The following is a 12,873-nucleotide window of genomic DNA, read 5'->3' as shown; positions in this document are numbered from 1 at the left end:
CCGGTCTGCATCGATACGACCTCGCGCCGACGGTGCGCGGCTCAAGTCGCGAAGCCGGCCCCTGCTCTTGCCGTGTTCATGCGCGAGCGGATCAGCAGCGTCAAGACGATGCTGACATTGAGGGCATTCCACGCGACGCCGTTGGCGAACGCTGCGCCGTAGGAGCCGGTGGCATCAAAGATGATGCCGGACACCCAGCCGCCAAAGGACATGCCGAACACGGAGGCGAAGATCACGATGCCGACGCGGGTTGCGGCTTCACTCGCCGGCATCGCCTCCCGCACGATGATGGCGTAGCTCGGCACGATGCCGCCCTGGAACAGGCCGAACATCGCGGAGATCAGATAGAGCGAGGTGAGGCTGTCAAAGAATAGATAGAACACGAGCGCAAAGCCTTGCGCCAGCGAGCCGAGCAGCAGCGTACGGATGCCCCCGATCTTGTCGGCGAGATAGCCCGAGCCAATGCGGCTGACGATGCCGCAGGCCATCATCAGCGACAGCATCTCGGCGCCCCGCGCCACGCCGTAACCGAGATCCCCGCAATAGGCGACGATATGCACCTGCGGCATCGCCATGGCGACGCAGCAGGAAATACTGGCGATCGAGAGCAGCACCGTCAGCGTGTTGGTCGAGAGCTTGAGATCGACGCGCGGCGGCGGCGCGTTGGCGTGATTGCGGACCTTGTCGTCGCCCATCTGCGCGCGCAGCACCAGCACCAGCACAGCCATCAGGCTCGCACAGACGAGGCCAATACCGATGTGAGTGGTGCGCCAACCCACCGTACTCATGCCGTAGCTCACGATTGGCGGCCATATCGTGCCCGCGACATAATTGCCGCTTGCCACGATGGTCACTGCGAGCCCGCGATAACGCTCGAACCAGTGCGAGGCCTCCGCCATCAAAGGGGCAAAGGTCGCCGAGGTACCGAGACCAATGAGAAAGTAGGCAGCCACGAACTGCCAAAGCTGCGTCGACAGCCCGGCCAGTACGTTAGCGATGCCAAGGAAGGCGATACTGATCGCCATCGCCGGCACGATGCCGAAGCGGTCGGTGATCTTGCCTGCAATCACGCCGCCGAGGCCGAAGCCGAACATCATGAGCGTGAAGGCGAGCGACACCGCGCCTCGTGTGGCAGCGAATTCGGCCTGCACCACGGGAATCACCACGACCACAGCCCACATGCCGACGCTGCCGATCGAGCCGATCACCAGTGCGAGCAAAAGCCGCACCCAGGCCTGACGCGAGTCAGGGGCGAATGAGTCTGGTCTTTGTCCTGGATGATTTGGCGCGTGCACGGCCGGACCATGGCCTGTGGATCGCGACACGGTCAAGCAACGTGGCGATATATTGGGCATGCGTGGTGCGCTGCGGTAAGAAGGAGCTTGGCGAACGCGCGTTTTGCCACTAGTTTGCAATCAGCGTGAGCAACCTTGCCGCGCGAGGAGCATATCGGCGGAATGTTGTTGCGGTTGACGCGACCAATGCGGATCAGGGTGGGACGGATCATCGCCCTTGCCTATCTGTTCTGCGTGCTCGCGCCGGCGGGAGGCCTCGCCTGGGGCACCGGTCCCGCGCCATGCCTCGACGATACGCTCGTCGCCGACCTCGTGCCGGTGCATCAGCAGATGGCGAGCCATCTACATGGTGATTCCTCGCACGAACATGCGGGAACCCATGCGCATCACCAAATTGCGGCAAAGGACGCACCCGCTCCGCATAACCATGGCGGCAAGGGAACCGTGGGTCCTTGCTGCGCGATGATGTGCGTCAGCGCGCTGCCAGCCGATCTGCCCAGCGTTGCCACACCGGTCCGGCCGACCTCGACCTGCGCGCCCGAGATCGTGGCCAGCCTGCACAGCACTGCGCCGCCCCAGCACTACCGTCCCCCCATCGCCTGATCTGACGCAACGACGTCGGTTCGAGCGCGCGTCTGCGCGCGCGAACCTGTGGTTTCCAGATCAGGGATGAATCATGCTTGCGCTTTTCGGGGCGAAGTCTGCCGCCGCATCTGCGGTGGATGGACGATATTTTCGATTCAATGGACGATATTTTCGATTCAGTTGGCTGCTGCCGGCCTTTGCCGCGTTGGCGCTGTCCGGGTGCATGCCGGCAACGACACAAGTCACCAGCGCCGACCCCGCCGATCCAGCGGCAAAGGCGGCACGCGTCGGCTATCGCTCGACCATCGCGCCCTACACCAGCCTGCGGCCTGCGGCACCGACACCGTGGCGGGACCGCAACGACGCCGTCGCGCCGCAACCGAAGCAAGACCGGTAGGGGCGCGCCATGGCACATCATCTTGCGCGGGGCCTGCTCATGCTCACCGCGTTCGGACTTTCGTCCATAGGTCTTGCCGGCTGCATGGCATTCTCGCCGGACGGCGGCATGACAACGGTCTCGGACCTCACCAGCCAGACCATCAAGAAGGACGTCGCCTTCGTCCGATCGGCCGAAGGTGCCGAGGCCGTCGATGCAACCGTCCACCGGTTGCTGGCGCGCACGCTGACGATCGAGACCGCGGTGCAGATCGCGCTGCTCAACAACAAGGGTCTGCAAGCCGCGTATAATGAGCTGGCGTTGGCCGAAACCGATCTGGTCGAGCAGAGCCTGCCGCCCAACCCCGTGTTCTCGATCTCGCGCATCAGCGGGAACGGGGCGAGCGAGGTCGAGCGCCAGGTGGTCGGCGACATCCTCGCGCTGGCGACGCTGCCGTTCCGCTCCGACATCGCGCGCGACCGCTTCCGTCAGGCCCAGTTGCGTGCGGCACTGGCGACGTTGCGGCTCGCTGCCGACGTGCGCCGCGCCTATGTCCGCACAGTTGCCGGCAACGAGATGGTGGCGCTGCTCACCGACGCGAAGGCGACGGCGGAATCCACCGCGCAGCTTGCAGTCAAGCTCGGTGAAACCGGCTCGCTCAACAAGCTCGACCAGGCCCGCGAGCAGGTGTTCTACGCCGAAACCACCGCCGATCTCGCGACGGCGCGCCAGGCGGCGACGAGCGCGCGCGAAAGACTGGCGCGCCTGATGGGACTGTGGGACGACGGCCTCGACTTCCGTCTACCCAACGCGTTGCCGTCGTTGCCAGGCCGGCCGCAGGCCCTGCCCTCGATCGAGGCCGATGCGGTCGCTCATCGCATCGACCTGCAGATCGCGCGGCTCGAACTGACGGCCCTGGCGAAGTCGTTGAACCTGACCGAGGCGACGCGCTTCGTCACGCTGCTCGATCTCGCCGGCATCTCCCGCCGGACCCAGGATCCAGAAGGCGCCCCGTTCCGCGAACGCGGCTTCGACGTCCAGTTCCAGATCCCGATCTTCGACGGCGGCGAGGTGCGCGTGCGGCAGGCGGCGGAGACCTACAATCTCGCTTTCAACCGCCTGACCGAGCGTGCCGTGAACGTTCGCTCGGAGGCGCGCGATGCTTATCGCGCTTACCGATCGACTTACGACATCGCCAGCCACTACCAGCGCGAGATTTTGCCCTTACGAAAAATCATCACCGAGGAGATGCAGCTGCGCTTCTCCAGCATGCAGGTCGACATCTTCGCGCTGCTGACCGAGGCACGGCAGCGCCTCGCGTCGCTGCGCGGCGCAATCGACGCCAAGCAAAGCTTCTTCCTCGCCCGGTCCGAGTTGCAGGCCGTCGTCAATGGCGGCGGCACGCCTGCGTCCGGCGGCGACAGTCCCACCAATATCGCCGCGGCAGCGCCTGCCGATGGCGGTCACTGACATGGAGACCAGCATGTTTTCCCGCCGAGGATTTTTGGGCACCGCCGCGCTCGTCAGTGCGTCAGCCGTCAGCGGCCGCGTCCAGGCCGCGTCGATTCCGGAAGCGCCCACCATGGATAAAGTGGTGATGCAGCCGCCGCTGCACCCGATCAACGGCCCCGACTATCGCCCCGTGGTCACGCTGAACGGCTGGTCGCTGCCGTTTCGCATGAACGGCGACTGGAAGGAATTCCACCTCGTCGCCGAGCCCGTGGTGCGCGAATTCGCAGAGGGGATGAAGGTGAATTTGTGGGGCTATAACGGCCAGTCGCCGGGCCCGACCATCGAAGCGGTCGAGGGCGACAAGGTCCGCATCTTCGTCACCAACAAACTGCCCGAATACACCACCGTCCACTGGCACGGCATGATTGTGCCGAGCGGCATGGACGGCGTCGGCGGCTTGACCCAGCCGCACATCCAGCCCGGCAAGACCTTCGTCTACGAGTTCGAGATGAGGAAGAGCGGGACGTTCATGTACCACCCGCATTCCGACGAGATGGTGCAGATGGCGATGGGCATGATGGGCATGGTCGTCGTGCATCCGCGCGATCCGAACTTCAGGCCCGTCGACCGCGACTTCGTTTTCGTGATGAGCACCTACCGCGTCGATCCCGGCACCTATCTGCCGCGGGTCAACGAGATGACCGACTTCAACATGTGGACCTGGAATTCGCGGGTGTTTCCGGGCATCGACCCCTTGCCGGTCCGGCTCGGCGACAAGGTGCGCGTGCGCATCGGCAATCTCAGCATGACCAACCATCCGATCCACCTGCACGGCCACAGCTTCGCGGTGACCTGCACCGACGGCGGCTGGATTCCGGAGAGCGCGCAGATTCCCGAAACCACGACCGACGTTCCCGTCGGCGCTGTCAGGGTGTTCGACGTGCTCGCCGACAATCCCGGCGACTGGGCGTTCCACTGCCACAAGTCACATCACACCATGAATGCCATGGGACACGAGGTGCGTACCCTCATCGGCGTGTCGCGCAAGGATCTCGCCAAGGCCGTCGGCAAGCTCGCGCCCGACAGCATGGCGATGGGTTCGACCGGCATGGCGATGGGCAACATGGAGATGCCGGCGCCCGACAACACGTTGCCGATGATGACCGGCAACGGCCAGTTCGGCCCGATCGAGATGGGCGGCATGTTCACGGTGATGAAGATCCGCGAGGGCCTCGCGCGCGACGATTACCGCGATCCCGGCCCCTATCAATTCCCGCAAGGCACCGTCGCCTACGAGATCGCCTCGCCCGCGGCGGAGCCTCCACGGCAACCGGCGGCGCCGATGCCGAAGATGAAGATGTAGCCGAGCGTTTCCATGAACTACCAACCGGAGACTACAATGAAGAAGACGATCGAACTCGCTCTCGTGCTGGCCGCGCTCTCGGCCGCACCCGCCCTCGCGCACGAGGGGCACGACCATCACGGCTTCTCGGCCGGCGAGCCCGGCGATCCCAACAAGCCGGCGCGCACCATCGAGATCGCGTTGAGCGAGATGTCCTACGAGCCATCGAAGATCGACGTGAAGCGCGGCGAGCAGATCCGCTTCGTGTTGCGCAATGTCGGCAGGGAGGATCACGAGTTCCTGCTCGCCACACCCAAGGAGAATCTCGCCCATGCCGAGGTGATGAAGAAGCATCCGCACATGGAGCACGACGATCCGAACGGGGTGCGGCTCGCGCCGAACAAGACGGCCGAGATCGTCTGGAAGTTCACCAAGGCCGGTACCTTCGAATTTTCCTGCCTGATCCCCGACCATCGCGACTACGGCATGGTCGGCCACGTCACCGTGAAATGAAGCCAATGGAGACATCAATGAAGCCAATCATCCGCATCACCACCGCAGCGCTTGCGCTGACGCTGGGCCTGACCATCAGCGCGCTGGCGCAAGCCGCCTCCATCAGCGGTGAGGTCAAGAAAATCGACGAAGGTGCCGGCAAGATCACGCTCAAGCACGGTCCCGCCAAGAGCCTCGGCATGGATGAGCCCATGACCATGGTCTACCGCGTCAAGGATCCAGGCATGCTCAAGCAGGTGAAGGTCGGCGACAAGGTCACCTTCGAAGCGGAGGAGGCCCCGTCGGGGTACATGGTGACCAGCATGCAGAAGGCGAAATAGGAGCATCCCCTCAACGGTCATTCCGGGGCGCGCCTCTTGGCGCGAGCCCGGAATCCATTTCCCCACAACACCTGCGGCACGATGGATTCCGGGCTCGATGCTGCGCATCGCCCGGAATGACGGCCGGAGGCCCCGAAATACCCCGGCCCGACCTCTTCCCGCCCCCCCTCCGTTAACCCTTTGCTAACCATACACCCGGCAAGAATTGCCGGGTGAAGTCGAGTGTCGTCAGCCGCGTAGAACGGGAGCCCCCGTGGACGCCAGTGCGGTGCCTCACTTTCGGACCGGCGGCCCATCGGCCGCCGCGCAGACGTTTGGGGCGCGCGGACGGCAGTCGCGCGGGGAGGCAGCTACCATGGTCGACGTCACCGCGGGACAGGGCGTAGGCAACACGAAGGCCGGCGTTCCCACCCTCTCCGAGATCGTCAACATCCTCAAGCGCGGCGACATCGCGCTGGCGCTCGGCATCCTCACCATCCTGGTGGTGCTGATCCTGCCGCTGCCCGCGATCGTGCTGGACCTGTTCCTGGCGATCTCGATCACGCTGTCGATCCTGATCCTGATGACGTCGCTGTTCATCCAGGCGCCGCTGGAATTCTCCGCCTTCCCGACCATCCTCCTGATCTCGACCATGCTGCGGCTGTCGCTCAACATGGCCTCGACCCGCCTGATCCTGTCGCACGGGCACGAGGGCACGGATGCGGCTGGTCACGTCATCGAGGCCTTCGGCAGCTTCGTGATGGGCGGCAATTTCGTCATCGGCATCATCGTCTTCGCCATCCTGATCATCGTTAATTTCGTCGTCATCACCAAGGGTTCGGGCCGTATCGCGGAAGTCGCCGCGCGCTTCCACCTCGACGCCATGCCCGGCAAGCAGATGGCAATCGACGCCGATCTGTCGGCCGGCCTGATCGACGAGAAGGTCGCCAAGGAGCGCCGCAAGGCGCTGGAGGACGAGAGCGGCTTCTTCGGCGCCATGGACGGTGCCTCGAAATTCGTCCGCGGCGATGCCATCGCCGGCCTCTTGATCGTCTTCATCAACGTGGTCGGCGGCATGATCATCGGCGTCGCGCAGCAGGGTCTGTCCTTTGCCGATGCGGGACGCAGCTACACGCTGCTGACGGTCGGTGACGGCCTCGTCACCCAGGTGCCGGCACTGATCGTCTCGACCGCGGCCGGCCTGCTCGTCTCCAAGGCTGGCGTCTCCGGTGCGGCCGACAAGGCGCTGATGAAGCAGTTCTCCGGCTATCCGCAGGCGCTGGCAATGTCCTCGGCGGTCATGCTGGTGCTGGCGGCGCTGCCGGGCATTCCGACCCTCCCCTTCCTCGCGCTCGGCGCCGGCGCCGGCGTGCTGGCCTGGACCGCGCGCAACCGCAACCGTGCGACGGCCAAGGCCGAAGCCGCTGCCAAGGCCGCGCCAGCGGCAGGTCAGCCCGGAGCGCCGGGCGCAGCTGCGGCCGAGGAGCCGATCTCGGCGGCGCTGAAGATCGACGACCTCAAGATCGAGCTCGGCTATGCGCTGCTGCCGCTCGTCAACGGCCCCGATGGCACCGATCGCCTCACCGAGCAGATCAAGGCGCTGCGCCGTTCGCTCGCGATCGAGATGGGCTTCGTGATGCCGGCCGTGCGCATCCTCGACAACGTCCAGCTCGAGGCCAACACCTACATCATCAAGATCAAGGAGGTCGACGCCGGCACCGGCAAGATCTGGCCGAGCCAGTTCATGGTCATGGATCCCGGCGGCAGCCAGGTGCAGGTGCCCGGCATCCACACCACCGAGCCGACCTTCGGCCTGCCCGCGACCTGGGTCGATGCCAGCCTCAAGGAGGAGGCCTCGCTCAAGGGCTACACCGTCGTCGACGCCGCCACCGTGCTCTCGACCCATCTCACCGAGTTGCTCAAGGCTAACATGTCGGACCTGTTGTCCTACGGCGAGGTGCAGAAGCTGCTCAAGGAGCTGCCGAAGGAGCAGAGCGAGCTGGTCAAGGACATCGTGCCCGGACAGGTCACCGTCTCCGGCATCCAGCGCGTGCTCCAGCTGCTGCTCGCCGAGCGCATCTCGATCCGCGACCTCTCGACCATCCTCGAGGGCATCGCCGACTCGCTCGCCTTCTCGCGCAATCCCGCGACCATGGTCGAGCATGTCCGCGCCCGCCTTGCGCGGCAGATCTGCGCGCAAAACACTTCCTATGCAGGCTACCTGCCGCTGATCGCACTGTCGGCGAAATGGGAGCAGGCCTTTGCCGAATCCATCATCGGCCAGGGCGAGGAGCGCAGCCTCGCGATGCAGCCCTCGAAGCTGTCGGAATTCATGACCGCCGTGCGCGAGGCCTTCGAGCGCGCCGCCCGCGAAGGCGAGGCGCCGGTGCTGGTGACCTCTGCGGCAATTCGTCCCTTCGTCCGCTCCCTGGTCGAACGGTTCCGGGCTCAGACAACTGTCTTGTCGCAGGCTGAAATCCACCCCAGAGCGAGGTTGAAAACGGTCGGAAGCATCTGATTTGGCTTAAGAAGCCGTGTGTTTTTTGGCCACAGGCAAATGGTTTTTGAGTTCCGGGCGCCTTGTCGAGCAAATGCTGACAAGGCGCCTCACAAGCGCATTACCACTTTGAAATAATTGCAAAATCGAACGATCAAGACCTGCTTTTGATCGCGATCTTTCACGTCCTATCACGCTCTTGTGATGGCCCCTTGGGAACGAATCCCCCCAATACTAGGTTGTTGGGCACCGGAAGCATGAACCTGCCTGAACAGGCTGGCGACTACTTCGGGTAGATGGCGGCAGGAGGCTTCCATGAACCACTCGATCTACAGCGCGGATCGCTCGACCCACCTGAAGGTGGTGGCCGTGGCGCTCGTTGCCGGCATCGCGGTTGCGGGCTTTGGCATCTCGGCGCGCACTGGGTCAGATGAAGGGCTCACACAGACTGCTCGCGTCATCAAGGCCGGCAAGCCGGTCGTGATCACCAGTTCGAACGCATCGCTCGTTCGCTAAGGAGATTTTGAGTTTTAAGGAATTCACGCGGCTCTTTACCAGCCCCCCAAAGTCGCCACGTGGATATGTAGACGACCCCAACCCCAAGTCGACTACAGAAAGCGCCCGCCCCCCACGGGCGCTTTCTCATGTCTGGGGTGTAGCGCACCATTCTCTTCTCCCGTGTCCCGGACGCGCCGCAACGCCTCTTAGCGTTGCTTTTGGGCACACCTGCATCAACACCGTCATTGCGAGCGCAGCGAAGCAATCCAGAGTCTTTCCGCGGAGGCAGTCTGGATTGCTTCGTCGCAAGGGCTCCTCGCAATGACGGCGTGTGTGGTGGCGGCGTCGCTCTTTCGATCCGCATCTTCATCGCAGACACACTTTCGCATTCTCGCGGCTCATCTCGCCCGAGCTTTGCTTTGTCGCCTCACCCTCATCTGAAAGAGGCCGCAGGGAAGACCGGGTGCCCGACTGGCACCTGGGGTCCACTGTGCGATACCTAAAAGAAGAGGCTGCACAGCGGCGTACAGGTGAAGCCGAAACATCCGGCCTTCCCTGCGCAGTGGTTTTACGGCTTATGTCGTGCTCTCCCCGGGGAGCGAGGCACTATCCCCGTCGTCTCGCAGATCGCCAATACGAAGGTCCGCTTGGACCACCCGTATCACCACGAGCCTTGACGCACAGACCCGGGCGCCAGGACCACACGATTTTGCCGTACGCAGCCACACCGGTCGTTTGCGCGGATAGCCTTGCTTACGGTTGCCCGCCCTGCAGAGCTGATCGCGCCGACGTGACCCACGTCCACCGCCGTCCGGCCCGCGTCGTGACGATCGCGATACGCCCCTCTTTCATGGGCCGGGTCGCCACGACACATACGCCATTTCCGAATTTCGGTAAAGCGGAATATTTTGCCGGCGTATATTGCCCCACGACTAGCGTGTTTTGCCCGACAGCCAACACAAGGGATCGTGGATGTGCCGGCTGCGCCTTGATAACGAATGGCAGTGCGACAGGAGTTCCAGTCTCAGGTGGCAAGGGCGGTACGTGAGATCCCATTGATTCAAATCTTTGGCATTCAGATCGGCTCTGCCGGCGTCGCCATCGTTCATTGATCCATCTCAAATGCCGCCTCCCCCATCGAGATAGGTCTCGCTCACGAGTACGGTCAGCCCCTGCGGGAGGCCATCATGTTCGAGATGTTGCAGCTTGTCGCCAGAACCGACCCATTGCAGCTCTTTCTCGCCGTGCTGATCTTCGATATTCCCCGCTTTACGCTATCGCTGATTTCGCTGGCATTGTTCGGCATGCGCAAGTCAGGCGTCGCGCCGCCGGCCGCCGACGCCACGGTCAGCGTCATCATTCCGACCTTCAACGGCGGCTCTGGTCTCGAACCGACCATCGCTTCGCTGCACCGGCAGACGTTGCGCCCATTCGAGATCATCGTGATCGACGACGGCTCGACCGATCAGACCCGTGCTGTCGCAGAGCGGGCGCGCGCGCTCGGCCTGGTGGATATGGTGATCTGTCACGGCACGCGCTGCGGCCGCAGCCCGGCGATCAACGCCGGCGCCCGGTTTGCACGCGGAGATCTCATCCTGACCGTCGATGCGGATACGGTCTTCGAGCCTCATGCAGTAGCCCAGCTCGCAGCCGCGTTCCACGATACCCGCGTTGCAGGCGCGAGCGGCAACATCGCGCTCGGCAACGAGGCCGATTCGCTCTGGACCGGCCTGCAAAGCGTCGAGTACCTGATGTCGATCAGCGCCGGCCGCTCCATCCTCGACGTCGCAGGCGCGATCGCGTGCCTGTCCGGCGCCTGCGCGATGTATCGTCGCGACGTCTTCCTGCGCCAGGGCGGCCTCGACGTCGGCCCCGGCGAAGACCTCGAATTCAGCTTGCGGCTGCGCCGCCTCGATTATCTCATTCGTTTCGTTCCGGACGCATGGGCGGAGACCGACGGGCCGGCGAGCGGCATCGGCCTGTTGCGCCAGCGCGCGCGCTGGGATCGCGACTCCCTGAGAATTCGGCTCATGATGTACGGCGAACTGAACTTCTTTCATCCGCTCGAAGGGCTCGCGGACACGCTACAAAGGCTCGATTTCATCGTCTTCGATCTCGTTCCGACGTTGGCGCTGCCGTTCTACCTGGCCTACGTCGTTCTGCTGTTCGGTCCGAGCGCTGCCGCGTTCCTTGGCGCCATCTACCTGCTGCTGCTCTGGATCTCGTTTTTCAACTTGGCGCTTGCCTTCGTGATGTTCAATCGGTCCGTCGGCTTCTTTGCTCTCGGCGCGTCGCTGATCTTTCCGTTCTATCAGGGCGTCTATTTGAAGTTCGCCCGGTTCGTCTCCTATTCGTCGGAGATCATATTCGCCACGTCGCGCCACGACGACTTCGTGCCACCGCGGGTTCGTCGAGCTCTCCTCAAAGATCGCATTTGAGTGCACAGGACATGGACATCAAGCTCAATCGTCTCGATCCCAATTTACCCGATCCGGTTGAAAGCCGGCGCCGCGCAGCGGGTCGCGTGGTGCGCTTCGCCTATGCGATGATCGTGTTCGGCGTCCTCGCATTCTTCGTCATCTACTTCGGCGCGCCCTTCGTCTATCTCGGCGGGCCCGGCATCGTCACCTCGCCACGCCAGATCGTGTCGCTGCCCTATACCGTGCAGATCACCAGGATGAACCTGGAGCCCGGCGCGACCGTCAAGGCGGGCGAGGAAATCGCGGAGGTGGTTTCGCCGGAGCAAGACAGCATCGTCTCGACCTATATGCGCGCGCTGGCTGACATCAACGGCCGCACCGCCGAATTGCGTATCAAGGCCCGCGTTGCGCAGGAATCCCTCAACGCCGCGCGCGCTTACCTGCAGGTGACCGAAGAGGCAGCAAAGCAAGTGGACGGCATGACCTCCGCAACTGTGACGTTCCGCATGGAAGTTTTGCGCGAACGCGCCTCTGCTGGCAAAGCCGTGGTCTCCCATGAGGCCGAAGTGGCGGAATCCACCATCCAACTCGCCTCACTGGATGAATTCATTCGTCAGCTGCGCAGCCAACTGGACGAAGCGCAACGGCACTTCGGCCAAGGGAAGGCCTTTGCTCCCACCGCTGGCGTCGTCTCGACCGGCATTGCGCATGTCGGCCAGTCCTTGACGGCGGGCACGTCGATCGCCGAAATCCTCGATCCAACCGATACGTTTGTCGACTGGTATATCCCCAATGAACGCCTGATTGACCCGACCGTTGGCAAAGAGGTGTTTGTCGTGTTCGGCAATCGGCGCATCCCCGGAACGATCGCACAAATCCTGCCAGTCTCGGCCGTGTACACCGGAACGCAAAATCAACTGAGAGACCGCCCCGCGACCCAGATCGCGCGCATCCGCTTCGATCCCGGCGCCTCGGCGCCGCCCCTCAACTCCACGGTCTATGTGCATATGCACTACAGCAGGTTTGCTGCCTGGCTGGGCGGCGCGCTCGTTCGTCTCTTCGGACTGCAGTGAACCGCAGAGCATGCAGATTGAAAGCAACCAGATCGTCTGTCCGGCCTGTGGCGCCGAAGGCCTGCAAAGCTTTCCGGTATTTCATCACCTGATCTGCGCCTATGTCGGGCCGGCGTACGACTTCGAGCTGGGGACTTCAGGATATTCCTGCCCCAAATGTCGCCGCAACATCGGACCGAACGACATGACTTGCGAGATCGTCGGGACGAGCGCGCGCTGCGATGAATGCCGCAGGGAGATGGTGGTGTCGCCTTGAGGGCCGCGCAGACGCGGCCGGTATCTGCTATTCGATCACACCGTCGGCGCGCGCAATGATTGTTTGCAAAATATGCCGAGCCTTTTCGCGGACTTGAGATTGACGACCAGCTCGAATTTTGTCGGCTGCTCGACCGGAATCTCGGCCGGTCGAGTGCCTTTGAGTATCCTGTCTACACAGGCGATGATGCATGAGAGATGTCGTCAAGACCTGATGAACGAGAGCAGGTCGGGGTTGAGGACATCCGCATGCGTGGTGAGCATGCCA

General features: G+C 63.5%; 12 protein-coding genes and 1 pseudogene. 11 read left to right on the top strand and 2 right to left on the bottom strand.

Annotated elements, in window-relative coordinates:
• Positions 1-41 precede the first annotated feature (41 nt).
• Positions 42-1,229, bottom strand: coding sequence for an MFS transporter (locus L6637_RS30170; RefSeq protein WP_237872733.1), 1,188 nt, complete (start codon positions 1,227-1,229; stop codon positions 42-44).
• Between the two features lie 252 nt (positions 1,230-1,481).
• On the opposite strand from L6637_RS30170, the gene L6637_RS30165 reads away from it, so the two are divergent.
• The 11 genes from L6637_RS30165 to L6637_RS30115 all read left to right on the top strand — a co-directional run bounded on the left by L6637_RS30165 (position 1,482) and on the right by L6637_RS30115 (position 12,606).
• Entirely contained in the window at positions 1,482-1,898 is a 417-nt protein-coding gene (locus L6637_RS30165) for a hypothetical protein (protein ID WP_237872732.1), read from the top strand.
• Positions 1,899-1,971: 73 nt separating this feature from the next.
• Positions 1,972-2,277, top strand: coding sequence for a hypothetical protein (locus L6637_RS30160; protein ID WP_237872731.1), 306 nt, complete (start codon positions 1,972-1,974; stop codon positions 2,275-2,277).
• Positions 2,278-2,286: 9 nt separating this feature from the next.
• Entirely contained in the window at positions 2,287-3,726 is a 1,440-nt protein-coding gene (locus tag L6637_RS30155; RefSeq protein ID WP_237872730.1) for a TolC family protein, read from the top strand.
• A gap of 13 nt (positions 3,727-3,739) precedes the next feature.
• Positions 3,740-5,071 (top strand): copper oxidase, encoded by a 1,332-nt coding sequence (locus L6637_RS30150; protein ID WP_237872729.1) that lies wholly within the window; start codon positions 3,740-3,742, stop codon positions 5,069-5,071.
• 36 nt (positions 5,072-5,107) lie between these two features.
• On the top strand, positions 5,108-5,563 hold the full coding sequence (locus tag L6637_RS30145) for a cupredoxin domain-containing protein (protein ID WP_237872728.1): 456 nt from the start codon (positions 5,108-5,110) through the stop codon (positions 5,561-5,563).
• A gap of 17 nt (positions 5,564-5,580) precedes the next feature.
• Positions 5,581-5,883: a copper-binding protein gene (locus L6637_RS30140; RefSeq protein WP_237865172.1), complete on the top strand. Its 303-nt coding sequence runs from the start codon at positions 5,581-5,583 to the stop codon at positions 5,881-5,883.
• A 355-nt stretch (positions 5,884-6,238) separates the two neighbouring features.
• On the top strand, positions 6,239-8,380 hold the full coding sequence (gene flhA, locus L6637_RS30135; protein ID WP_237865170.1) for a flagellar biosynthesis protein FlhA: 2,142 nt from the start codon (positions 6,239-6,241) through the stop codon (positions 8,378-8,380).
• 294 nt (positions 8,381-8,674) lie between these two features.
• On the top strand, positions 8,675-8,875 hold the full coding sequence (locus L6637_RS30130) for a hypothetical protein (protein WP_237865169.1): 201 nt from the start codon (positions 8,675-8,677) through the stop codon (positions 8,873-8,875).
• A 1,169-nt stretch (positions 8,876-10,044) separates the two neighbouring features.
• A complete protein-coding gene (locus L6637_RS30125) occupies positions 10,045-11,295 on the top strand; it encodes a glycosyltransferase family 2 protein (RefSeq protein WP_237865168.1) in 1,251 nt (416 codons plus the stop codon).
• A gap of 11 nt (positions 11,296-11,306) precedes the next feature.
• Complete coding sequence (locus tag L6637_RS30120) at positions 11,307-12,350, top strand: HlyD family secretion protein (RefSeq protein ID WP_237865167.1); 1,044 nt, start codon at positions 11,307-11,309, stop codon at positions 12,348-12,350.
• Between the two features lie 10 nt (positions 12,351-12,360).
• Entirely contained in the window at positions 12,361-12,606 is a 246-nt protein-coding gene (locus L6637_RS30115; RefSeq protein ID WP_237865166.1) for a TackOD1 domain-containing metal-binding protein, read from the top strand.
• A gap of 27 nt (positions 12,607-12,633) precedes the next feature.
• On the opposite strand, the pseudogene L6637_RS30110 reads toward L6637_RS30115, so the two are convergent.
• Positions 12,634-12,782, bottom strand: a pseudogene (locus L6637_RS30110) (ABC transporter substrate binding protein); the annotation flags it as partial.
• Positions 12,783-12,873: the final 91 nt, after the last annotated feature.

Source organism: Bradyrhizobium zhengyangense (assembly GCF_022012435.1).
Lineage (GTDB): Bacteria > Pseudomonadota > Alphaproteobacteria > Rhizobiales > Xanthobacteraceae > Bradyrhizobium > Bradyrhizobium zhengyangense.
The sequence above is the reverse complement of the archived record's forward strand: the minus strand, read 5'-3'. Positions and strand labels throughout refer to the sequence as shown.

Excerpts from the sequence above, each read along its gene's own strand:
- L6637_RS30165 (WP_237872732.1), top strand. The coding sequence starts at position 1,482 with ATGCGGATCAGGGTGGGACGGATCATCGCCCTTGCCTATCTGTTCTGC.
- L6637_RS30160 (WP_237872731.1), top strand. The coding sequence starts at position 1,972 with ATGCTTGCGCTTTTCGGGGCGAAGTCTGCCGCCGCATCTGCGGTGGAT.
- L6637_RS30155 (WP_237872730.1), top strand. The coding sequence starts at position 2,287 with ATGGCACATCATCTTGCGCGGGGCCTGCTCATGCTCACCGCGTTCGGA.
- L6637_RS30150 (WP_237872729.1), top strand. The coding sequence starts at position 3,740 with ATGTTTTCCCGCCGAGGATTTTTGGGCACCGCCGCGCTCGTCAGTGCG.
- L6637_RS30145 (WP_237872728.1), top strand. The coding sequence starts at position 5,108 with ATGAAGAAGACGATCGAACTCGCTCTCGTGCTGGCCGCGCTCTCGGCC.
- L6637_RS30140 (WP_237865172.1), top strand. The coding sequence starts at position 5,581 with ATGAAGCCAATCATCCGCATCACCACCGCAGCGCTTGCGCTGACGCTG.
- flhA (WP_237865170.1), top strand. The coding sequence starts at position 6,239 with ATGGTCGACGTCACCGCGGGACAGGGCGTAGGCAACACGAAGGCCGGC.
- L6637_RS30130 (WP_237865169.1), top strand. The coding sequence starts at position 8,675 with ATGAACCACTCGATCTACAGCGCGGATCGCTCGACCCACCTGAAGGTG.
- L6637_RS30125 (WP_237865168.1), top strand. The coding sequence starts at position 10,045 with ATGTTCGAGATGTTGCAGCTTGTCGCCAGAACCGACCCATTGCAGCTC.
- L6637_RS30120 (WP_237865167.1), top strand. The coding sequence starts at position 11,307 with ATGGACATCAAGCTCAATCGTCTCGATCCCAATTTACCCGATCCGGTT.
- L6637_RS30115 (WP_237865166.1), top strand. The coding sequence starts at position 12,361 with ATGCAGATTGAAAGCAACCAGATCGTCTGTCCGGCCTGTGGCGCCGAA.